Source organism: Pedobacter duraquae (assembly GCF_004362245.1).
GTDB classification, from domain to species: Bacteria; Bacteroidota; Bacteroidia; order Sphingobacteriales; family Sphingobacteriaceae; genus Pedobacter; species Pedobacter duraquae.
Map to the genome: position 1 here is coordinate 110,438 of NZ_SNWM01000005.1, position 21,942 is coordinate 132,379.

Annotated in this window: 14 protein-coding genes; 10 read left to right on the forward strand and 4 right to left on the reverse strand. The window is 42.5% G+C overall.

Annotation, left to right across the window (positions count from 1 at the left end; all coding sequences use genetic code 11):
* The first annotated feature begins 3 nt into the window (after nucleotides 1-3).
* Genes folE through CLV32_RS18395 form a run of 3 tightly spaced genes read left to right on the forward strand, consistent with a single transcriptional unit; the run spans nucleotide 4 to nucleotide 5,280 of the window.
* The gene (gene folE, locus CLV32_RS18385; RefSeq protein ID WP_133558278.1) at nucleotides 4-639 is read left to right on the forward strand and encodes a GTP cyclohydrolase I FolE; all 636 of its coding nucleotides are present in this window, start codon (nucleotides 4-6) and stop codon (nucleotides 637-639) included.
* A gap of 14 nt (nucleotides 640-653) precedes the next feature.
* The gene (fabD, locus tag CLV32_RS18390; RefSeq protein ID WP_133558280.1) at nucleotides 654-1,529 is read left to right on the forward strand and encodes an ACP S-malonyltransferase; all 876 of its coding nucleotides are present in this window, start codon (nucleotides 654-656) and stop codon (nucleotides 1,527-1,529) included.
* Nucleotides 1,530-1,578: 49 nt separating this feature from the next.
* Complete coding sequence (locus CLV32_RS18395) at nucleotides 1,579-5,280, forward strand: sensor histidine kinase (protein ID WP_243732354.1); 3,702 nt, start codon at nucleotides 1,579-1,581, stop codon at nucleotides 5,278-5,280.
* Nucleotides 5,281-5,282: 2 nt separating this feature from the next.
* On the opposite strand, the gene CLV32_RS18400 is transcribed toward CLV32_RS18395, so the two are convergent.
* A complete protein-coding gene (locus CLV32_RS18400) occupies nucleotides 5,283-6,191 on the reverse strand; it encodes a hypothetical protein (RefSeq protein ID WP_133558282.1) in 909 nt (302 codons plus the stop codon).
* A gap of 216 nt (nucleotides 6,192-6,407) precedes the next feature.
* Between CLV32_RS18400 and CLV32_RS18405 the strand changes: the two genes are divergently transcribed.
* On the forward strand, nucleotides 6,408-7,916 hold the full coding sequence (locus CLV32_RS18405; RefSeq protein ID WP_133558692.1) for a glycoside hydrolase family 10 protein: 1,509 nt from the start codon (nucleotides 6,408-6,410) through the stop codon (nucleotides 7,914-7,916).
* Nucleotides 7,917-7,950: 34 nt separating this feature from the next.
* On the opposite strand, the gene CLV32_RS18410 is transcribed toward CLV32_RS18405, so the two are convergent.
* The 3 genes from CLV32_RS18410 to CLV32_RS18420 all read right to left on the reverse strand — a co-directional run bounded on the left by CLV32_RS18410 (nucleotide 7,951) and on the right by CLV32_RS18420 (nucleotide 11,841).
* Nucleotides 7,951-9,093: an acyltransferase family protein gene (locus CLV32_RS18410; protein ID WP_133558284.1), complete on the reverse strand. Its 1,143-nt coding sequence runs from the start codon at nucleotides 9,091-9,093 to the stop codon at nucleotides 7,951-7,953.
* Between the two features lie 14 nt (nucleotides 9,094-9,107).
* Nucleotides 9,108-11,033, reverse strand: coding sequence for a glucosamine-6-phosphate deaminase (gene nagB / locus CLV32_RS18415; protein WP_133558286.1), 1,926 nt, complete (start codon nucleotides 11,031-11,033; stop codon nucleotides 9,108-9,110).
* A 61-nt stretch (nucleotides 11,034-11,094) separates the two neighbouring features.
* Complete coding sequence (locus CLV32_RS18420; RefSeq protein ID WP_133558288.1) at nucleotides 11,095-11,841, reverse strand: DeoR/GlpR family DNA-binding transcription regulator; 747 nt, start codon at nucleotides 11,839-11,841, stop codon at nucleotides 11,095-11,097.
* Between the two features lie 227 nt (nucleotides 11,842-12,068).
* Here CLV32_RS18420 and CLV32_RS18425 point away from each other — a divergent pair, with 227 nt between their 5' ends.
* The 6 genes from CLV32_RS18425 to CLV32_RS18450 all read left to right on the forward strand — a co-directional run bounded on the left by CLV32_RS18425 (nucleotide 12,069) and on the right by CLV32_RS18450 (nucleotide 21,942).
* Nucleotides 12,069-15,149, forward strand: a complete 3,081-nt coding sequence (locus CLV32_RS18425) for a SusC/RagA family TonB-linked outer membrane protein (protein ID WP_133558290.1) — start codon at nucleotides 12,069-12,071, stop codon at nucleotides 15,147-15,149.
* Between the two features lie 11 nt (nucleotides 15,150-15,160).
* Nucleotides 15,161-16,714, forward strand: a complete 1,554-nt coding sequence (locus CLV32_RS18430) for a SusD/RagB family nutrient-binding outer membrane lipoprotein (RefSeq protein WP_133558292.1) — start codon at nucleotides 15,161-15,163, stop codon at nucleotides 16,712-16,714.
* Nucleotides 16,715-16,719: 5 nt separating this feature from the next.
* Nucleotides 16,720-17,508, forward strand: coding sequence for a DUF4397 domain-containing protein (locus tag CLV32_RS18435; RefSeq protein WP_133558294.1), 789 nt, complete (start codon nucleotides 16,720-16,722; stop codon nucleotides 17,506-17,508).
* A 70-nt stretch (nucleotides 17,509-17,578) separates the two neighbouring features.
* Nucleotides 17,579-19,966, forward strand: coding sequence for a T9SS type B sorting domain-containing protein (locus tag CLV32_RS18440; RefSeq protein WP_133558296.1), 2,388 nt, complete (start codon nucleotides 17,579-17,581; stop codon nucleotides 19,964-19,966).
* Nucleotides 19,967-20,035: 69 nt separating this feature from the next.
* Entirely contained in the window at nucleotides 20,036-20,251 is a 216-nt protein-coding gene (locus tag CLV32_RS18445) for a hypothetical protein (protein ID WP_133558297.1), read from the forward strand.
* Complete coding sequence (locus tag CLV32_RS18450) at nucleotides 20,251-21,942, forward strand: S41 family peptidase (protein WP_133558299.1); 1,692 nt, start codon at nucleotides 20,251-20,253, stop codon at nucleotides 21,940-21,942. Before CLV32_RS18445 ends, CLV32_RS18450 begins: the two co-directional genes overlap by 1 nt.

A 21,942-nucleotide genomic window follows, 5' to 3' on the forward strand; every position in this document is an offset into this window, starting at 1 on the left:
ACAATGGACAAACACACACAGGATTTTACAGAAGAAGAAAACGAAGGATATATCAAGATCGACCGTTATAACCAGGAAAAGATCGGGGCTATTGCTGCACATTATAAAGATATTTTAGTACAGATTGGTGAAGATCCCGAGCGCGAGGGATTACTCAAGACGCCAGAGCGTGTTGCTAAGGCGCTGCAGTATCTTACACATGGTTACGATACCAAGCCTGATGAAATCTTGCGTTCTGCAATGTTTAAGGAGGATTACAGTCAGATGGTAGTTGTTAAGGATATTGAGGTATACTCGATGTGTGAACACCACATGTTACCATTTTTTGGAAAGGCCCATATTGCCTATATCCCGAACGGACACATCGTTGGCCTCAGCAAAATTCCACGCGTGGTTGATGCTTTTGCCAGACGTTTACAGGTTCAGGAGCGTTTAACAAATGAGATCCGTGATTGCATACAGGAGACTTTAAATCCTGCCGGCGTTGCTGTTGTTATTGAATGCAGACACCTTTGCATGTCTATGCGCGGGGTTCAGAAACAAAACTCAGTAACTACTACCTCTGCGTTTACCGGACAGTTTGCAAAAGATACAACCAGGGCAGAATTTTTAAGACTAATTACGGCCAGTTTACACTAACATTATTTTAATACATGAAAGCATATATATTTCCAGGTCAGGGGGCCCAGTTTTCGGGCATGGGTCAAGGCCTGTACACACAAAAGGCGGGAGCAGAACTTTTTGAACAAGCTAATGAGATCATTGGATTCAGAATCAGCGATATCATGTTCTCGGGCTCTGAGGAAGAGCTTAAGCAAACCAACGTTACCCAGCCAGCTATTTTTTTACACTCGGTAATTTTAGCAAAATCTCTTGGTGCAGATTTTAAACCGGATATGGTTGCAGGGCATTCTTTAGGGGAATTTTCGGCACTCGTAGCGGCGTCAGCGTTGAGCTTTGAAGATGGATTGAGGTTAGTGATTACTCGTGCGAATGCGATGCAGAAAGCCTGCGAGTTGCAGCCATCAACCATGGCCGCAATATTAGGTCTTGCAGACGATGTGGTGGAAAAAATTTGTGCAGAGATAGAGGAGGTTGTTGTAGCGGCGAACTACAATTGCCCAGGTCAGCTTGTTATTTCGGGCAGCATACCGGGTATTGATGAAGCGTGCAGCAGATTAACTGCCGCAGGTGCCAAGCGTGCATTGAAACTGAATGTGGGTGGTGCTTTTCACTCACCACTTATGGAGCCTGCTAAAGTTGAGTTGCAGGCTGCCATTGAGGCAACAACCATCCTTTCGCCAGTTTGTCCGATCTATCAGAATGTTGATCCAAGACCAAATACTGATCCTGCTCAGATTAAGCAAAACCTGATTACCCAGCTCACAGGTGCGGTAAGGTGGACGCAAACAGTAGAACAGATGCTTGCTGATGGTGCCACAGAGTTTATTGAAGTGGGCCCGGGAAATGTACTTCAGGGGTTGGTAAAAAAAGTTAACAGAGCTGTTCAAACGGCTTCTGCGGGATAAATTCCGAAAGATGCTTTAAGGAATAGTTTACATATATGGTTAGATCAGTATGAGTATTGGTGGTAAAATAAGATTTCTGTTACTGATCCTTGCGGTCTGCTGTATAGCTACGGCAATTTCCTTAAAGCATGCCATTACCAAGAAAGATCTCCTGGCACATGAGGCTTCAATGTTGCAGGAGAACCTATCGGCCAAAGAGCGACTGGCAAGGAATTTCCTCGCCAATGATGCCGAGTTTGACAAGGCTAAACATTTTCATGCTAGCGACAGTCAGGCGCTCGCATTCATCGACGCTTATAGAGATAATGGTATTTATCTTCTGGTTTATGAAGATCAGGAACTTCGGTTCTGGAGTGGATTCCGGACTTTCCCTTCGCGGCTGTCGGCCCTACGTGAAGGAAGTTCTTTTCTGCAATTCGCAAACGGCTGGTATGAAGTAATCAGGAAAACGAGGGACAACTACTCCGTGGTCTTTCTAATAGCCGTAAAAAACCAATATAATATTGAGAATAAGTACCTGAAAAATGAGATCAACGTTTCGTTATCTCCTGCCAGGGCGCTTACATTGGCTAATTTCTCAGATACAGACGTAGTTGTTATCAAAGACCTTACGGGAAAGCTGCTGTTTGAGGTGAAGCTTTCGCCCAATTACGTAACGAGCATTTACGCAAAGGTTGAGGTCTGGCTGTGGATAGTAGGTCTTTTTAGCTTTTGCCTTTTTTTTAACGGCTTTTGTTCCTGGTTGGTGCAGCGCGGGAAACTGGCGTGGGGAACGGGATTAATAACGCTTTTCTTTGTTGCTGTGCGCTTGTCTGACCTTCATTTCGGCTGGTTTAACCATCAGTTTAATCTGGATGTTTTTGACCCGAAGGTATACGCGGAGAGTTTTCTGCTGCCTTCTCTTGGCGACTTCCTGCTGAACGTAATGGCGAGTACCTGGGTGGTACTTTTTATTTATACCCATAAAGATAAATACAGACTTCCGCGGTGGTTAACGCGCAGTAAAATCAGTGGCATTATTTTTCATCTTTTCTGCCTGGCCTGCTTTGCGAGCCTGGGCTTTTTGTTTGATGATATTTTCTTCGGGTTGATTAATAACTCTAAGATCAACTTTGATATTACCAATATTGTGAATCTGGGCTGGATTAGCTGGATCAGTATCATCATACTGTGCCTGGTCTGGTTTAACACGTATTTGTTTGCTGTGATATTGCTGAGCCTCACACTGCAGCTTAAGGTTACCAACCGGGAGCGGTTAGCGATATTTCTGTTCACCTTTGGATGTTATGTTGGTTATCGCCTTAGTATTGAGTTTACAGTATTCTTTATTGCCTATTCACTATTTATCTTTATTGTAAGCTGGAACATTTATCTGCAGGAACATAAATTTCATGTATATATCTACGTGTTGATATTCTTTTGCCTTGCTTTCATCTCGTCTATCAAATATCTAAAGTACAATGATATTAAAGAGCGCAATTACCGATATACTATAGCTCAGGAATTGCAATCTGCAGACGATCCTAAGGTTGTAAGCGCAATTGAAGGGGTTGAGAATGGAATCATCAACGATACTTCAATACCCAACTACTTCAAATCCGGAATAGGCGTAAAACATGTCTTGCTGGAAAACTACATTGGTAAAAACTATCTGGATGGCTATTTATCCAAGTTTGAGTTTAACCTGTATGCCTATCCGTTCGGCATTGCCGATAGTACAGATGAGAAGGGGAAGCTTGCTTATTATAAGACTTTGGTGCGTTCTGGTTCTGTTAAGGTCTCCAATTATTTTTACAGGCTGAACGATACTTTTGGTTATCAGAATTATTTTGGAATTATCCCTGTATTTAAAAACAGAGCACTTACCGGTACGTTGATCATTGAATTGAAATCGCAACAATACAATTATAACAGTCAGTTTCCAGATGTGCTGATGGATGGCAAAATTAAAAGTGATGAGGATTACAGTAGCTACTCTTTCGCTTTTTACAACAGCGGAAAACTAATCAAGCAGTTCGGTAAATTTACTTACAAGCTCTCAAATATTGATTTTAAGGGAGATATAGAGACGCCGGTTTATTTTAGCGATGATAATTTTAACCATTTGGTATACATGCCGAGTAGCTCTAAGCTGATTGTAATCAGTAAGGAAAAAGTAGGCTATGTAATGCGGTTAGCAACATTGTCTTTCTTCTTCCTGGTATTCATCCTTTTTGCAGTGATTTTATATATGCTGATTTGGACGGTCAAGAATATTGACGAGACTTGGGGTGGCTGGTTCAATATCAATAGATCACTGATTATTAACGCTAACAAAATTCTTTATAAAACAAGGATCCAGTTCTCCATTGTCCTGTCTGTGGTTGCCACATTATTAATTGTGGGCTGGACTACCTATTTCTACATCAGTGAGGAATACAAACAGCAACAGAATGAATTTATGCGGGATAAAGTACGTAAAGTACAGCTGTCTTATGAGAAACAGATCTTTAACACCGGAGTTCCTGCAGTGACAGAGCAGAGTATCGTGACATTCAATCAGTTTGCGGATGTAAATGCGGCTTACCTGAATCTGTTTGATGTTAAAGGGAACCTGCTCTTTACATCCTTGCCGAAGTTATACGAATATGGGATTATTGGTAATAAAATGGGATCAAGGGCATATATCTATCTGCATCAATTGCAGCGATCGGAATATGTGAATCCCGCGGAGCGTATAGGGGATTTTACCTATTCGGCGGCTTATGCACCGATAAGAAATTCCCGTAATGAAACTGTGGCCTATATTGGTTTGCCCTATTATGGTAATGAGACCGATTATCAGGCTAAGATCAACCTCTTCGTTAATACGTTGATCAACATCTATGCGCTTGTGTTTGTAGGTATAGGTATCCTGGCAGTATTTTTAGCCAACCAGATTACCAGTCCACTTACGTTTATTCAGGAAAGCATCAGGAAGACTAAGCTTGGACAGAAAAATCAGCCAATACAGTGGTCGCGCCACGATGAGATCGGCTCCCTGATTAAGGAATACAATAAAATGATTGCCGCACTGGAAGAAAGCGCACTGAAGCTCGCACGTTCTGAACGGGAGCATGCCTGGCGGGAGATGGCCAAGCAGGTAGCTCATGAAATCAAAAACCCGCTAACGCCGTTAAAACTTGGTGTACAGCTGCTGGAGAAATCCTGGAAGGAGCAGGATCCTAATTTCGATAAGAAATTTGATAAGTTTAACAAGTCCTTTATCGAACAAATAGATAGTCTGGCAAATATAGCCTCTGCATTCTCCAATTTCGCAAAGATGCCCGATGCCAAGTTTGAAAAGATTAAACTGCTGCCTATTATTGAGCAAAGCCGCAATGTGTATATCAATTCGGGCGAGATTACAATCGACGGTTTGGTAGATCGGGATATCGAAGTGCTTGGTGATAAGGATCAACTCCTACGGACCTTTAATAACCTGTTCAAGAATGCTACAGAGGCAGTGGATGAAGGGGTACTAAGCGTAATAGCCATCAGAATTCTGAATGATGCTGAGCACGTTCATGTAGAGATTACTGACAATGGGCGTGGAATAGATGAGAGCTTGCATGATAATATCTTTGTACCGAACTTTACTACTAAGTCGTCAGGAACAGGATTAGGTCTGGCCTTTGTTAAGCAAGCCATAGAGAACGCCGGAGGCAGCGTTTCTTTCAAATCTGTACAGGATGTAGGAACAACGTTCTATCTTAGCTTCCCGTTGGTGTAAGGCTACTTTAACGTAATTCCTGTTTTGCCCATAGTATACCCATCTGCATAGAGAATAACGGTATAAGTTCCTTTTACAAACTCCTTTGGGTTTACCCACTGCATAGTGTAGGCAGTGTTATCATCATTGAAGGAAATAGTGATCATATCGCTATATTGCATTTCCTGACCGTCTGCTTCAAACATATCGCTTTCGTTAGCTAAAAGGTTTCCTGCGGGGTCAAAAACGCGCATATAGATTTTATGATAATCTTTAGCAGCGAGCGGATTCGGGACGATAGAGAAGTTAACGACCAGTTTCTTAGTTGATCCGGCACTATTCACTTCCACATTCTTGCCGCTATTTTTAACTTTGAAGGCTTGAAGACTAATGTTTGAAGCCTTCAACGCAGCACTGGTTTTAACCTTTGCGTTGAGCTCATTATTGCTCTGCGCTAGTTTGTCTGCCCTGTCCTTGCTAGCTTTTACAGATTGGATCAGGCTATCACGTTCTATTTTGAGGTTGCTATTCTCTTTGTCGAGTCTGGCGACTTCGTCATTATGGTTTTTAACAAATTCTTTAAGCTCCTTAATCTCGTTCTGAGCGGCTTCAAGATCGCCACGGGTAAGCTTTTCTTTTTGCAGGTCGGCTTTAAGTTCCGCTATCTTAACTCTGGCAAGTTCTTGTTCTTTGATCAACTTGCTGCTGAGGGTTACATTAAGTGCATTGACTTTATCAAGTTCAACTTCTATTTTTTCAACCTCTAGTTCCAGGCGGTCTTTTTCCGTATTGGCCGTAACGAAGCGTTCGTTTTCGTGCTTGTCCTTAAGATAGAGATACGCATTGCTTCCCAGCAGGGCGACAATTGCAATCGTTAAAAAGAATATTTTATTGCGATCGCCTTTATTGATAGATTTCTTTTGTTCCAACATCTCTGTTTACAAATGTGATAGGGTATTTGGTTTTTATGGCGTTAAAAAAAGACTAACATACTTAATTTTTTTAGAAAAATCGATATAGCGGATGCATTTTGTATCAGAGTTTAAAAAAATTCGTTTAGTAAACATATAGGCGCGTACTTTTGTGCCTTTAATTAATCACACAAGAAACAGGAATTATTGAAGAAGTATAAGAAGCTGATCTATGCCATGTTGCTTGCATGTAGTATCGGTACGCAGGTTAAAGCACAGGAAGTAGAAAAATTTGCTCCCAAGCGGGAGTTCAGGGGAGTCTGGGTAGCAACGGTTACGAATATAGACTGGCCATCAAGACCCGGATTAACAGCTGATCAGCAGAAACAAGAGCTGATTGGAATATTGGAGCGTCATAAACAAATGGGTATCAATGCGATTATGCTGCAGGTTAGGCCTACCGCAGATGCATTATATGCTAAATCCAGGGAGCCATGGAGCAGGTATCTGATGGGTAAGCAAGGGATCGCACCAAGTCCTGGTTATGACCCCTTGGAGTTTGCCATTAAGGAAGCTCATTTCAGGGGTATGGAGCTCCATGCCTGGTTTAATCCTTATCGGGCAACAATGGGTGCCGGCGAGGTAGTGAGTCCGGAGCACATGACACAGAAGAGACCTGATTTGTTTTTCGTTTATGGGGGGCAGAAGCAGTTTGATCCAGGTTTGCCTGAGGTTCGTGAGTATATTGTTCAGGTAATCCTGGATGTTGTTAAAGGGTATGATGTGGATGGGATTCACTTCGATGACTATTTCTATCCGTATCCTATTTCAGGGCAAAGGATTAATGACAGTCTGACTTTTCAGAAATACCCGAATGGGATTACTGATTTGAAAGACTGGCGCCGGAATAATGTGGATATGCTGATCAAGATGCTGGACGACAGCATCCACCATTATAAAAATTATGTGAAGTTTGGTATCAGTCCGTTCGGGATCTGGAAGAACGCTGCGGAGGATACTTTAGGCTCTAAAACCAGTGGTTTGTCTAACTATTCAGAGCTTTATGCTGACTCCAGAAAGTGGATTAAAGAGGGTTGGGTAGATTATATCAATCCACAGATCTACTTTACCTTTACCAGGCGGGTTGCTCCTTTTGGGACGCTTGTAGACTGGTGGAGCGATAATGCCTTTGGCCGTCATCTTTATATCGGTCAGGCAGCCTACCTGGTAAACAGTAAATCTGAGGCAGCATGGCGTATAGCGGCACAGCTTCCTGACCAGGTTCGTTATATCAGGAATAACAATCGGGTGCAGGGCAGCATATTCTTTAGCTCAAAATCTCTTTCTACTGTTGCACGGGCAGCTGCAGATTCTTTGCGCTTAAACTTATACAAGTATCCTGCATTACCGCCGCAGATGCCTTGGCTGGACGAGATTGTGCCCAATGCACCACAGGATTTTGCTGCAGATGCGATGGCCGACGGTGTTCACTTAAAATGGGTAAAGCCACTGAAAGCTAAAGACGGAGAAACGGCATCAGGCTATGTGATTTACCGCTTTGAAGAGGGCGAGAAAATCTCTGTGTTGAATCCGAAAAATATCTTAAGGATCAGCTTTGAGGATTTTACTTCATTTATAGATACGAAGATTGAAAAAGGAAAAAGGTACAATTATCTGGTTACGGCGCTTGACAGGTTAAAGAACGAAAGTGAACCAAGTGGCCCGGTAGGCGTACAGACCAAATAGCAGAAAGGCACCGTTAATGGTGCCTTTCTTATTTTTATACTTTGATGAAGATCTTCTTTTTGTACATGATGCTCAGAATAACGAACCAGAAGAGGACCTGTGCTACCGCCCATATTAAAGAAGCATTGACGGGAGAAAAATATGGTGTAATCCAGCTGGTATACATCCAAGACTGTAATCCTTTGCTGCTACCATCGGGCATCGTTACAGAGAACATGTTGAGTGTTCTCGGGAGCAGGCCTGACAAGAAAAAAACAGTGATGGCATTCATTCCATAGACCACAAATGGGGTAGTGAATTTTTTCTGCTGATGTACGTCGATGAGCCAATAACAGAGTGCAAGCACCAGTGTTGCCAATCCTCCTGTATACAACACAAAGGAACTTGTCCATAACGATTTGTTGATCGGGAATTCAAGATCCCAAATCAGGCCGGCACCCGTGGCTAACAGCCCGACGGTAAATAGCCAGGCAATCCTGGTAGATTCCTCAATCTCTTTACGGCGCAGGTAGCTGCCTATAAGGACACCAAAAAGCCCGGATGCTATTGCTGGGACTGTGCTGAGGATTCCTTCAGGATCCCAGGTTTTAGCCGACTTCCATAAGTGCGCTTCAGTAAGCAGGGTTCTGTCAAGCCACGCACCAAGGTTTGTTTCTTTTTCGAGGTTGGCATAGCCCAGATGTGGCACAGGAACAAAAGTCATCAATGCCCAATAGACTAACAGTAGTCCCAATGCAATCCTAAAGATGTTTTTCTCAGAGTTTTTAAGAAATACAATAGCCGAAACAAGGAAGACTACGGCGATGCGCTGTAATACGCCCGGTATCCGGACTACTTTCAGTGCTTCGATGGGTGTGGTAAAGATTTTAGGATAAACGGACAGGAAAAGACCCAAGCCAAACAATATGGCTGCGCGTTTTACTGCCCGTAAAATTGTTTTGTTATGTGTTGCGGGATCTGCTTTTTTCCCTGACATGGCATAAGCAATAGAGACCCCTACAATAAACAGGAAGAATGGAAATATGAGGTCGGTAGGCGTGCAGCCGTTCCAGCCCGAATGCTCCAGCGGCATGTAAATATTACCCCAGTCGCCCGGGTTATTGACCAAAATCATGGCCGCTACTGTTGCTCCCCTGAATACATCAAGAGAAAGCAGCCGCTGGGTGTTTTTTTCCATTCGTTTATACTGGTTTAAAATTTCCAGCGCACAAAAGCTTCCATAGCTTCATATTCTGCCAGGCCGAGCTCATCATAAGCTTTAGCCGTTTCCCTGTTTCTGTCTTCTGCTCTTTTCCAGAACTCTCTCGAGTCATCACCAGGGAATACCGCACGGTCTTTTTGCGACTGGTGTTTAAAGATAGCATATTTTTTCTTTTCAAGTTCCTGAGGACTAAGGGGAACAGCCATCTCAATTTCGTGGGTTTCGAATTCAAGCCATGCGCCTCTGTACATCCATAGCCAGCAATCCTGGGCCCAAGCTTCGGTTTCCCTGAGTACGGCCATAGCCTGAAGGATGATGTTAAAGCAAACAATATGTGTACCGTGCGGATCCTCAAAATCTCCGGCGGCAAATATCTGTTCAGGTTTAATGCGTTGCAAGAGATCTATCGTAATTTGAACATCGGCGTTGGTTACCGGGTTTTTCTGGTTTTTACCGGTTTCGTAAAAAGGAAGCGCCATAAAATGGATATGGTCATCCTCCAGTCCGGCATATCTTGCGCCGGCCGTTGCTTCACCTTTGCGGATCAGGCCTTTCACGGTCTGAATTTCGGGTGTATCAACTTGATTTGGTCTTTTCTGCTCAATAAAGCTACGCATGTTATTGTACAACATATGAAGTTCCGTTTGTGGCATCCCCATTTTCTCGGCGAAGTCGATACTGAACTCGACAAAGCGGAGCGCATCATCGTCCCAAACGGCAGTATTGCCCGATGTTTGGTATGCTACATGGACATCATGCTGCTGATCAACCAGGCGAATGAAAGTTCCACCCATGGAGATCACATCATCATCAGGATGTGGAGAAAAGATGATTACGCGTTTATGCGCAGGTTCAGCTCTTTCCGGGCGCTGAGAATCATCTGCATTTGGTTTCCCTCCCGGCCAGCCGGTGATGGTATGTTGCAGTTTATTGAAAATATGGATATTGATATTGTAAACAGGACCTTTTTCAACGGCGAGTTGTGCCATACCATGGTTGTTAAAGTCGTCTTCTGTCAGTTTCAGGATTGGCTTTTTTAACGTGTTGGCTAGCCAGATGACCGCTTTACGGGTAAGTACTTCGTCCCATATACAATCTTTAACCAGCCAAGGGGTATCAAAGCGTGTTAATAAAGATGCAGCATCTTTATCCAGAATAAATTCTACGTTATCAGACAACTGCAGATAAGTGGCAGGAACTTCACTGGAGATTTCGCCCTCTACGGCTTTCTTTATAATAGATGCTTTTTTTCTATTCCATGCCATCAGGACGATCTCTTTAGCTTTGAAGATCGTGCCAATACCCATTGTGATTGCTTTTGTGGGTACAAAAGATTTACCACCAAAATCGCGTGCAGCATCCCTGCGTGTAAGGTCATCAAGCGTAACCAATCGCGTACCGGAGTTTGGCGCTGATCCCGGCTCATTAAAGCCGATGTGACCCGTACGGCCGATGCCGAGAATCTGGATATCCAGGCCACCAAGATCACCAATCTTTTTCTCATATGCGAGGCAGAAAGCAGGGATTTCTTCCAGCTTCAATGTTCCATCAGGAATATGTACGTTGTTCTTGTCGATATCAATATGATCGAAAAGATTGTCATTCATAAAGGAGACATAGCTCTGTGCTGCATCCGGGCCCATTGGATAATACTCGTCCAAGTTGAATGTGATCACGTTTTTAAAGCTCAAGCCTTCTTCTTTGTGTAGTCTAACCAGTTCTGCGTATACTGCAACAGGAGTAGCGCCGGTTGCGAGACCAAGGACTGCGTGCTCAGCTGCATCTTGTTTCTTTCTGATGATGGCTGCAATGCGGCCGGCAACATGAAGGGAAGCTGCTTTAGGATTTTCAAATACAGAAACCGGTAGTTTTTCAAACCTGGTTTCTTCCAGGAGATTTAATCGTGCCATTTGGATTGTGCTTTTGTAAGTACGGAGCAGTAAAGTTACCTAACCGTACGGATTGTCAAAGATTTTATTAAAGAATCTGAAGGTTCTTAATTCTGTAGTCATCGAGTTTTGCATCCGTTGCCGGCAACTCAGTAATCAGGTAGTCAATATTTTGAAGTGGTGCAACTTTCAGTCGCAGTGTAATATTCATCTTTTCAGAGATACAAAGGATTGCGGAACGGCGTGAGGAATTCAGCATTGTTTTCTTGAGGTGGTTGATTTCCCAGTCTGTATCGGTAAGGCCTTCCTTCGGATGGATAGCACTTGTGCCGAGAAGACAAAGATCAGCGTTGATTTCTGCGAGTTGATTGATCGCGTTTGCTCCATAGGCCACCTGTGAGTTCTTTGAGAATAAGCCACCGATAAGGATTACTTCTGCTCTCGGGTATTTGGCAAGCTCGATAGCAACAAAAGGGCTGATGGTAAAAAAGGTTGCGTGGATGTTTTCAGGAAACTGTTTAACGAGCTCAATGATGGTGGTACCACCGCCAATAAGGATAACCATGCCTTCCTTGATGAGGGAGATTGCTTTTTTTGCAATGTTAATTTTAGCGTCACGGGCATAAACCTGACTGTCGTCAAACGTACTTTGATACGATTTCGAGAGTGCACCACCATGAACTTTATTCAATTGTTTATTATCACAAAGTTCCTGAAGGTCTCGGCGGATTGTATCTTCAGAAACTGTCAGTAATTGGACCAGATCTGAGGTCAAAACGCGGTTATGCAGGTTAATTTGCCGCATAATGTAATCGTGTCTCTCCTTTTTGAGCATAAATTAAGTTTTAGCTAAAGTTATAAATTAATGTTAGAATATTATGCGGTATTCTGCGGGTTTCTGCAATATAAGTCTGCACGAACATATTAAAATAGTTTAATATTTCTTTTTAATAGTGGAAAACATTTATGATATTTACTTGACAATGCTTAAAATGCGTGAAAGTGCGTGTTTCAAGAGTTGCAAACAACCAAAATCAACTAATTCACCTAATTCAACCATTCATGAAAAAAAAATTACTCATGTTATTATGGGGCATTATCCTGTTGGCAACACAAGCGTTTGCTCAGCAAGGTAATGTTACAGGGAAGGTCACTTCTACTGACGGACAGCCTATGCCAGGGGTGTCTGTGCGTGTAAAGGGCACCCAGGTTGTCAGTCAGACAACCACCGCAGGTACCTTCAGCATCGTTGCTAAGCCGGGCGATGTTTTAACGTTTACTTTTATTGGAATGCTGGCGCAGGATAAGACCGTAGGGTCTGGTGCTGTGAATGTAGTTCTTGCCGAAGATCAGAATGCATTATCTGAGGTCGTTGTAACGGCAATGGGTATTACCCGTGATAAGAAAGCGATGGGATACTCGGCACAAACATTAAAAGGATCTGATATTGCTACTACACAACGTGACAACTTCTTAAATGCGTTGCAGGGAAGGGTAGCTGGTGCTATCATTACGCCGACTTCGGGTACACCAGGTGCATCATCTTCGATGGTGATTCGTGGCGGTGTTTCCCTGGATGGAGATAATCAGCCCTTATTCGTTATCGATGGTTTGCCAATCTCAAACAGAACGTTCAGCGATTATAGTTTGGTAGGTCAGGGTGGTTTTAACAGAACCAACGACTTTGGTAACCGTGCAATGGATATCAATCCAGAAGAAATTGAGTCATTGACAATCTTAAAAGGTCCTGAGGCTGCGGCTTTATATGGTACGCAAGGTGCATCAGGTGCTGTAGTTATTACCACTAAAAGAGCAAAAGCAGGAACAACACGTGTAACCTATAACAACGCATTCCGTATTGAGAATGTATATAAGTTCCCGGAGATTCAGACCGTATATGGTGGTGGTGCCGGTGGTATTTTCGATGAGGAAGTTCGTACGAGAACCTATTTCGGCGCTAAATATCCAGCTAACCGGACACTGATTGATAATATTGGTAACTTTTACAAAACGGGATTTACACAGAGACACAATGCTTCTGTTGAGGGAGGATCTGAAAAATTATCTGTAAGATCGGGAATTAGCTATACCGATCAAACCGGAATGATTCCTACAACAGGTTATAAAAAGTTAGACTTCAAAGTGTCAGTAACTTCGAAGATTAGTGATAAGGTTAGCATGAATGCTTCGATCAACTACATCAATAATCGTACTGATAAAGCCTATAAAGGTGTGGGAAGCGCTATGTTGAGCTCACTTTCTTGGCCTTTAGTTGATGACATGCGTAATTATCTGGATGCAAATGGTAATCGCAGAACGATTACAGGAAGTTTATCTGGAGAATTAGATAATCCATACTGGTCTCTAAATAAAAACCCTAACTGGGATAAAGTGAATAGGGTATTATCAAATGTAGGAGTAGACTATAAGCCTGCTGATTGGTTTGCACTTTCCGCACGAGTTGGTGCTGACGTTTTCGCACAACAGGGTTTGTCAGCCTATCATCCACAGTCATACGACGCAACTAAAACAGGATCAACATTTGTTGGTGGTGGTATCAATACCTTCAATGCCAATTCAAGATTGTTTAACAGTGCAGTTGTTGCAACGTTTAGAAAAGACTTTGGTAAATTCAAACCTATTATCCGCATTGGTGGAGATTTAACGGATGATTCTTATCAAACAAACGCACAGTTTGGAACACGTTTTTATCAGGAAAATTATTACAGCATTAACAATACTGACCCAACTACACAACGTGTGACTTTCAATGACGAGTTAAAGCGTAAAGTAGGTGGTTTTGTAAATGCTGAGTTAGGGTATGCTGACTTTCTGTACCTGACTTTAACCGGTCGCCAGGATTATTCATCTACTCTTCCTGTTAACAACTACAGCTTCTTCTATCCGGCAACCTCATTAAGCTTTGTATTCTCAGAACTTGCACCATTTAAAAAAATGAGCTGGTTATCCATGGGTAAATTACGTGCTTCATGGGGACAGTCTGGTAAAGATGCGAGAAATGCTTACGTTACTAAAACCAAACTTGTTGCTCAGGGAACAACGGGTGGGGGTTATGCAACGGATGTAACCGCCGGGAATCCTGATCTTGTAGCTGAGTTTACCACATCTAAAGAAGCAGGTTTTGAAATGGGTTTCCTAAAGAATCGCCTATCAATAGACTTTACATATTACGAGAATGTTTCGGATAAACAAATTACTGCACCACGTTTAAGTTACGGTACTGGAGCTATTCTTGGTTATATTAACAGTGGTAAAATCAGAAACCGTGGGTTTGAGTTATTAGTTAAAGGTACACCAATCCAAAATGAGAACTTCAGTTGGGATATATCTGCAAACGTAGCCCGTACTCGTGGTAACATTCTGAGTTTGCCAGCAGGACAAGACGTATTTTATCTTTCGGATACCTGGCTTACTGATGATGTGAGAGCACAATACACTGTTGGATCTTCTATCTCAGCATTTGCGGGACAGAATTATCTCTATAACAATGCCGGTCAGTTATTAATTAACCCAGCAAATGGGATGCCGATTAGGGATGCTGTTTTCACACCAATCGGAGATCGTGCACCGGACTTTACTGTGGGTGTAACAAATAGTTTTACGTATAAAAACTTCAATCTTTCGTTCTTGCTTGATATTAGAAAAGGTGGAGATATCTATAATGCAACGGAGCAATATTTGTACGCAAGGGGTTTGTCTAAATTGACGCTCGACAGGGAGGTTCCACGTATCATTCAAGGCGTATTCAGAGATGGCTTGGAAAATACTGCAAACCCTACAAAAAATAACGTAGTAGTAATTCCTTACATTACAACAAGCTATTATTCGACGTTCTCCAACACTGCAGATTTCTTGCAGAAGGATGTAAATTGGATCAGGCTGAAAGATGTGACATTGAGTTACAATTTACCAAAGCAGCTTTTTGTAGGAAGCAAAACGTTTAAAAGTGTCAATGTATTCGTAACTGGTACAGACTTGCTGATGCTTACAAACTATAATGGTGTAGATCCTCAGGTGAGTGGTTTAAGTGCTGCTGCTGGTGGTCTTGGTGGATCCGGTATCGACTTCGGAAACATCGGCTTACCAAGAGCATATAATTTTGGAGTTAGAGTAGGATTTTAATTAAGATCAAGATGAGAAAGATATATATATTATTTTTTGCCTTCGCACTGATGAGTGCAGCGGGCTGTAAAAAGTATTTGGATATTAACACGGATCCGGCTACGCCACAGGATCCGGATAGCAAGTCACTGACACCTCCTTTGTTTGCACAAATGGAGCGTGGGATTCAGTATGATTCCAGATATGTTGGTGGAGTAATTCAGTACTTTGGCGGAGCAGTTAACGTAGGTGAGACCCATGGCTGGATCTCAGGTAGTGATGCAGCAGGTGAAATCTGGAGGACTAACTATTATGGACTCGGTGGAAACCTTAATTTAATTATTGATAAGTCAACCAGTCAGCAGGAGTGGAACTATGTTGGTATGGCGCAAGCTATGAAAGCATGGAGCTGGCAGACTACAACTGACTACCATGGAGATATTATTCTGAAACAGGCATTTGAGCCTGGACGTTACGTTTTCGATTACGATCCACAACAAGATGTTTATGCAGAAGTTGTAAGATTGGCTAATGAGTCTATTAAGAACTTCACGAGAACTGACGGAAATGGGACTGTTGGCAAGATGTCTTCTGCAGATTTAGTTTATCAAGGCGTTAATGCGAAGTGGGTTAAATTCAATTATGGCGTTTTGGCAAGGAATGCAAATAATCTGATCAATAAGGCAAATTATGATCCGGCTAAAGTGATTGACTATGTGAATAAATCACTTGAAGGCAATGCTGATAATTTTATTGTACCTAATGGAGGTACTACAGCTACAAATGGTAACTTCTATGGGCCATTAAGAAACAACTTATCCCTTTATCGTCAAACTAGAATGATTGTTGGTTTGCTTGATGGAACAACGTTTACAGGAACTTTAAATCCTACGCTAGATCCAAGAATCCAGACGATGATTACCCCGTTAGCAGATGGAACTTATAAAGGGACCTTCCCAGGATCATCAATTGCCTCGGATGGAACACCTTACTTATCCATTCCGAATCCATGGGGTGCACTTAATTCGGTTGTTCCGGCAGCTGGTCAGGGTAAATATCTGTTTAAGGATGCGGCAGGATTTCCAATTATGACCTATGCTGAAATGCAGTTTATCAAAGCTGAGGCAGCATTTAGAATGGGTAATAATGCAATGGCTCTAGAGGCATACAAGAATGGTATAAGGGCAAGTATTGAATTTGTAAGTGCTTTAGGTACGGCAATTCCAAGTGCACAAATTAGCGCTTACTTAACTAGTGCCGCTGTTAAACAAACTGCAGATGTACTGACATTGAAAGACATCATGTTACAAAAGTATCTGGCCTTGTATGGCTATGGATTTGTTGAAACATGGTCTGACCTGCGTAAATACCATTACATTTCGGGAGATTCGAAAGGCAATAATCCATATGCTGGCGTGTTTGTTTTCCCTACAACTTTCTATGTTGATAATGGCGGAAAACCTGCACAAAGATACCGTCCGCGTTACAACTCAGAGTACCTTTGGAATACCGCTGCATTGAGAAAAATTGGTGGTTTAGATAACGATTACCATACTAAATTGATGTGGTTTACAGAAACTAACTAGAAGATATGAAAAGAATTATATATTTAATTGTGGTTAGTATTGGACTATTAACCTCATGTAAAAAACAAGAACTTGTTGAAACCACAGTTTATGAAAAGATTCAACCTGCAGATCCGAAATATTCGTTTTTTAAAGTAGTGAATTTGTCGGCTGGTAGCCCTGCGGTAAACTATTTTCTTGATGGAACCAAGTCCTCGGGATTATATTCGACTACAGGAGTAGAGGGTGGAGTTGTTTTTAATGGTCTTTTTCCAAGCACAGGTTACGCAGTAACAACTCCAGGTAATCATACGCTTTCGGCTAAGCTTACTACTGCTGCAGTACCAGTAGCAGACCGTGGACTGGAAGTTTTTACTTCGCCGTACAATATGGCACCGGGAAAATACTACACGATAGTTACAGGTGGTGTTTATAACACGACTTCGAAAAAGATTGAGTCGTCCCTAGTATTCGAGGATACAAAAATTGCACTTGATACGTCAAAGATATTTATCCGTTTTGCCAATTTGTATACAGGTAGCCCAAATGTTGATCTGATCCAAACATTTGGAGGGGTATCAACCAAGATTGCGACAAATGTTGCATTTGGTAAGACTTCGGACTTTGCAAGTATGCCCAACCCAGGTAAGGCAAATGTTTATTCAATTACAAACTCTGCAACAGGAGCAGTTGTTGCCAGTTTCACTACTGCAATTACTTTAGTAAAAGGTACAGCAGTTACCCTGTATCTAAGGGGTGTGGCTGGTAATGCTACTTATCCTCCGGCTTTTACTTTTTGGACGACATTTTATTAAGAAAAAATATTTTAATTTTAAGCCAGGTCAAATCGACCTGGCTTTTTTTATTATCTAAAATAACTGCGCCATGCGTAAGCTCATGTTTTCTTTTCTGCTGTTGACCGCTGTAGTTGCAAAAGCTGCTACAATCACAGTTACATCCAAAGAAGACTCTGGACCTGGTACCTTAAGGAGCGCTATTGAACAGGCAAATGCAAATAGTACAAGTGCTGATATTATTCAATTTAGTTTGCCAGGCAGTACTGCAGCAGATGTTACTATAAGCTTGCTTAGTGATCTGCCAGCTTTAACTTCTAATATTGTTATTGATGGTACGACACAACCCTTTTCGGCTTTGCTGAATACGAATATCAGGGTAGTGCTGACACGCGGGACGACAGACTATATAAATGGGATCATAGTTGCTGACGTGAGCAATATAGAAATTTACGGTATGCTTTTCAGAGGATTCCGGGCAGACCCACAAGGGCCTATTTCGGAAAAAAAGGGTGGCATCTATTTATTTCATTCATCAAATATAAAAATCGGCGCACCTAGTAAACCCAACTGTTTTACTGGTAGCTATGCTGGTATTTTAGCGCCTTACGCTACAACGACTCAGTTTCTCGATAATCTTATTATCGCATCAAATATTTTTGGTATGACGGAAGATGGGCGGGCTGCAGCACCCAATGAATCAGGGATAGATATTAGTTTTATGCGCAATGGATTGATTGGAGGAAATACAATTGCCGAAGGCAATCGCTTTGGAGCAAACACCAGTAATGGTATTGCACTTGGTGCTGCGGAAGAAACAATCAACGTCTTAAACAATGTTATCGGGCTGGACGGGCAATCTGGTGTTATATCATCAAATGCAGCCAATGGAATTTACGTAAATGGTATCGGTAGCAAGCCGAAGATTGTGGGAAACTTGATTGTGGGGCAGGCAACAGGAATCTTAGTGAGTAATGTCGGGGCTGGCTTTCAAATTAGTAACAACAGAATTGGAACTGGTGCTGCGGGAACAGAAAATTTCGGCAATAATAGAGGAGTTTATATCGCTACCTCTCAGGCCGGCGTAATTGGCGGTGCCAACGCTTCGGATGCAAACATCATCGCCTATAACAAAACGGGGATTTTTATCGAAGTCTCTTACCCCATATCCATATTAAGAAATAGCATATACTGCAACACAGAAAATGCGATTTCCTTTAAAGATTTGCCAACAGGCAAGTCGGTAACACAGTCGAGAATCTCGACGATTACTTCGGCCGGGGCTTCCGGAACATATCTTCCCAATAGCAAAATTGAACTATTTTATGATGATACCTGCCCGGATTGTCAAGGTAAAACCTGGATTGCAACAATTCCAACTGGAGCCGATGGAAGGTGGAATTATACAGGTACTTTGACAGCAGGGATCACCAGCCTGGGTACAAACGCCGACGGTGCAACTGCATCATTTTCGAGGCCAAAATTGTCAGATCAGAATAAATTGATCACCGGTACGACATGTGGAGGTGCAGGGGGAAGTATCAGTAATGTAACGATTACAGACGCGACTACTTTTACCTGGTACAATGCTGCCGGCGCTATTGTTGGTAGAAACAGTAGCCTGGCTAACGTTCCGGCTGGGGTCTACTATCTGATTGCGGGACAACCGGGCGCATGTATGTTGCAAAGCCCGGATTATACCATTCCTAATGTCGATCTCGTATATAAAGCAAAGGCAAATGTTACCGCCGCTAATTGCGAAAAGAACAATGGGAGCATATTGGTGACCGGGTACGATAATGCTGTGCCGACACAACTTACCTGGCGTAATGAAAGTGGCGCTGTTGTGGGTAATCAAGCGTTACTATCTGGGATTTCTAAAGGGGTGTATACACTCACTGCTTCTAACGGCGCCAGATGTAGCAATGTCGCAGGTGTTTTTACTGTCGGAGAAGTTAAGCCCCCCATCTTGGATTTAAAAGACTTGGCACAGACGGTAAGTTGTGATGGTAAAATTATAACCGTTAAGGGAATCGTCTTATCAGGTACTACAGCACCATATAAATACGCCTGGTTTAATTCGGCGCATCAGCAAGTGTATAATAACCTTAATCTGACCGGTGTAATTCCCGGTAATTATGAGCTCGTTGTTACCGACGTAAATGGATGTGTACTCAGCAGTGGAATCCTTGATTTTACCGATACCAGTAACCGCAGTCTTAAAGTACCGAATGCGTTCTCTCCAAATGGGGACACCAGTAATGACACCTGGAAAATTGAGGGGGCGGCAAATTATCCTACAGCAGAGTTTTCGGTATTCAATCGCAATGGCGAGCGTGTATTTTATTCAAAGGGCTATGCAACAGATTTTGATGGGCAGTTTAACGGTAAGCCACTGCCGATTGGCGTTTATTATTATATCATCGACCTTAAAACTGATTGCCCGAAGTTAAATGGTAGCTTAACATTGATCAGATAATCATGTTACATACGCAGATGCCTAACATTGTGCGGATTTTTTTCTTATTTTTGTATCAAAGAACAGACTATGGCAAGCTTTACACTTACACCGGAAACCGCTCAGAAAGTAAAAATTAAGTTTCTGAGAAAATACAGGGATCTTGTCCAGAATGATATCGCGTTTACCCCTGGTGATGAGGAACGTCTGGTAGAAGAGCTGATTGTCTTGACAAAAAGAGACCGTAAATACATAGAGTTTACCATTAACAAAGCACTTGCGGATCCGCAGGGCAACAGACTATAATGAGAGCCTGGAAACCTGCAGTCGCACTGGCCTTGCTTGCAAGTGCCTCCCTAGGCTGGTCTTTTAAGGAAGACCTGTTTCAGGTTTCCAAAAATCTAGATATTTTTGCTTCCCTCTATAAGGAAGTAAGCATCAACTACGTAGACGAAACCAACCCGTCTGACTTGATGAAAACAGGGATAGACGCCATGCTCGACAACTTGGATCCCTATACAGAATACATTCCCGAATCTGAGATTGAAGATTACAAACTCAAGTATGTAAGTACGCAGTTTGGTGGTATTGGTGCCAGTACCGTATTTGTTGATGGCAAGTTATACGTAAATGAAATAACTGAAGGTTATCCTGCAAACAAACAAGATATCCGTGCCGGTGATCAGTTTGTGAAGATTAATGGCGTTGACGTAAAAGGAAAAGACCGGACGCAGATTAGTCAGCTGCTGCGGGGGCCAAGAAATTCTGCTTTAGATCTTGTTATCATTCGTGACGGGAGCGTACTGAACAAGCATTTAGTTAGGGAAGAGATTAAACTGCCTAATGTTGTTTATTCGGCAATGACCGGGCAGGTGGGCTATATCAGGTTGGATAAATTCCTTGAAAACTCCGCTCAGGAGGTGAAGGATGCCACACAGGAATTGCTCAAACAAAACCCTAAAGGACTCATATTAGATCTCCGTTATAACGGTGGTGGGATTTTGCAGGAAGCGGTAAAAATTGTGAATCTATTCGTGCCTAAAGATGTACTTGTTGTTACTCAACGTGGACGTAATCCAGAAAAAACCATTGCCTACAGGACAGCATTTCAGCCTATGGCGGAAAGCGTGCCGTTGGTAGTGCTTGTTGGCGGTTCTTCTGCATCAGCATCAGAAATTGTTGCTGGAGCGTTGCAGGATCTCGATAGGGCCGTTGTTGTTGGTCAACGTTCATATGGTAAGGGATTGGTCCAACAAACCTTTACATTGCCCTACAATAGCCTGGTAAAGGTTACTGTGGCGAAATATTTTACCCCCTCTGGCAGATGCATTCAGGAGATCGATTATTCGCATAAAAATGCCAACGGAGCACGTGATAAATTTGCAGATTCATTAATCAAGAAATTCAATACAAAAAGCGGCAGGGCTGTTTACGATGGAAAAGGGATATATCCCGATGTTGTGGTGTCGGCTGAGAAGTTGCACCCGATAACAATTGCTTTGTTGAATAAAAACATGTTCTTCGATTATGCAAATAGCTATAGAAAGAATCATGCTGAAATTGGTGCAGCGACCGAATTTAAAATAACCGATGGGGATTACACTCAATTTGTGAATTCATTGGCAACAAAAGACTTTGATTACACATCTACGTCTGAACGCTTACTTGGAGATTTGAAAGCCGAGACAGAGAAAGAGCATAAATCAGCACTACTTAAGTCTGATCTTGACGACCTTAAAGCTAAAATGGGCAGTGCAAAGAAAACGGAATTGCTGACCTATAAACCAGAGATCAAGAAAATGCTGGAAACCCAGATTGTAAGCAGGTATTTCTATGAGAAGGGTAGGATACAGCAGGCGTTTCAGTATGATCAGGAGCTCGGAGCTGCAAAATCTATCTTAACGGATTCACCTAAAATGCTCGCTATTTTGAAAGGGGAAGGGGCATTTAAAACTATCGGCGAGCCCGGCAAAACAATTGCAGGGCTCGATAAATAG

Coding starts and splice junctions, on each gene's coding strand:
- CLV32_RS18400 (WP_133558282.1), bottom strand. CDS start 6,191: ATGTTGGAACAAAAGAAATCTATCAATAAAGGCGATCGCAATAAAATA.
- CLV32_RS18440 (WP_133558296.1), top strand. CDS start 17,579: ATGCGTAAGCTCATGTTTTCTTTTCTGCTGTTGACCGCTGTAGTTGCA.
- fabD (WP_133558280.1), top strand. CDS start 654: ATGAAAGCATATATATTTCCAGGTCAGGGGGCCCAGTTTTCGGGCATG.
- CLV32_RS18420 (WP_133558288.1), bottom strand. CDS start 11,841: ATGCTCAAAAAGGAGAGACACGATTACATTATGCGGCAAATTAACCTG.
- folE (WP_133558278.1), top strand. CDS start 4: ATGGACAAACACACACAGGATTTTACAGAAGAAGAAAACGAAGGATAT.
- CLV32_RS18430 (WP_133558292.1), top strand. CDS start 15,161: ATGAGAAAGATATATATATTATTTTTTGCCTTCGCACTGATGAGTGCA.
- CLV32_RS18435 (WP_133558294.1), top strand. CDS start 16,720: ATGAAAAGAATTATATATTTAATTGTGGTTAGTATTGGACTATTAACC.
- CLV32_RS18450 (WP_133558299.1), top strand. CDS start 20,251: ATGAGAGCCTGGAAACCTGCAGTCGCACTGGCCTTGCTTGCAAGTGCC.
- CLV32_RS18425 (WP_133558290.1), top strand. CDS start 12,069: ATGAAAAAAAAATTACTCATGTTATTATGGGGCATTATCCTGTTGGCA.
- CLV32_RS18405 (WP_133558692.1), top strand. CDS start 6,408: ATGTTGCTTGCATGTAGTATCGGTACGCAGGTTAAAGCACAGGAAGTA.
- CLV32_RS18445 (WP_133558297.1), top strand. CDS start 20,036: ATGGCAAGCTTTACACTTACACCGGAAACCGCTCAGAAAGTAAAAATT.
- CLV32_RS18410 (WP_133558284.1), bottom strand. CDS start 9,093: ATGGAAAAAAACACCCAGCGGCTGCTTTCTCTTGATGTATTCAGGGGA.
- CLV32_RS18395 (WP_243732354.1), top strand. CDS start 1,579: ATGAGTATTGGTGGTAAAATAAGATTTCTGTTACTGATCCTTGCGGTC.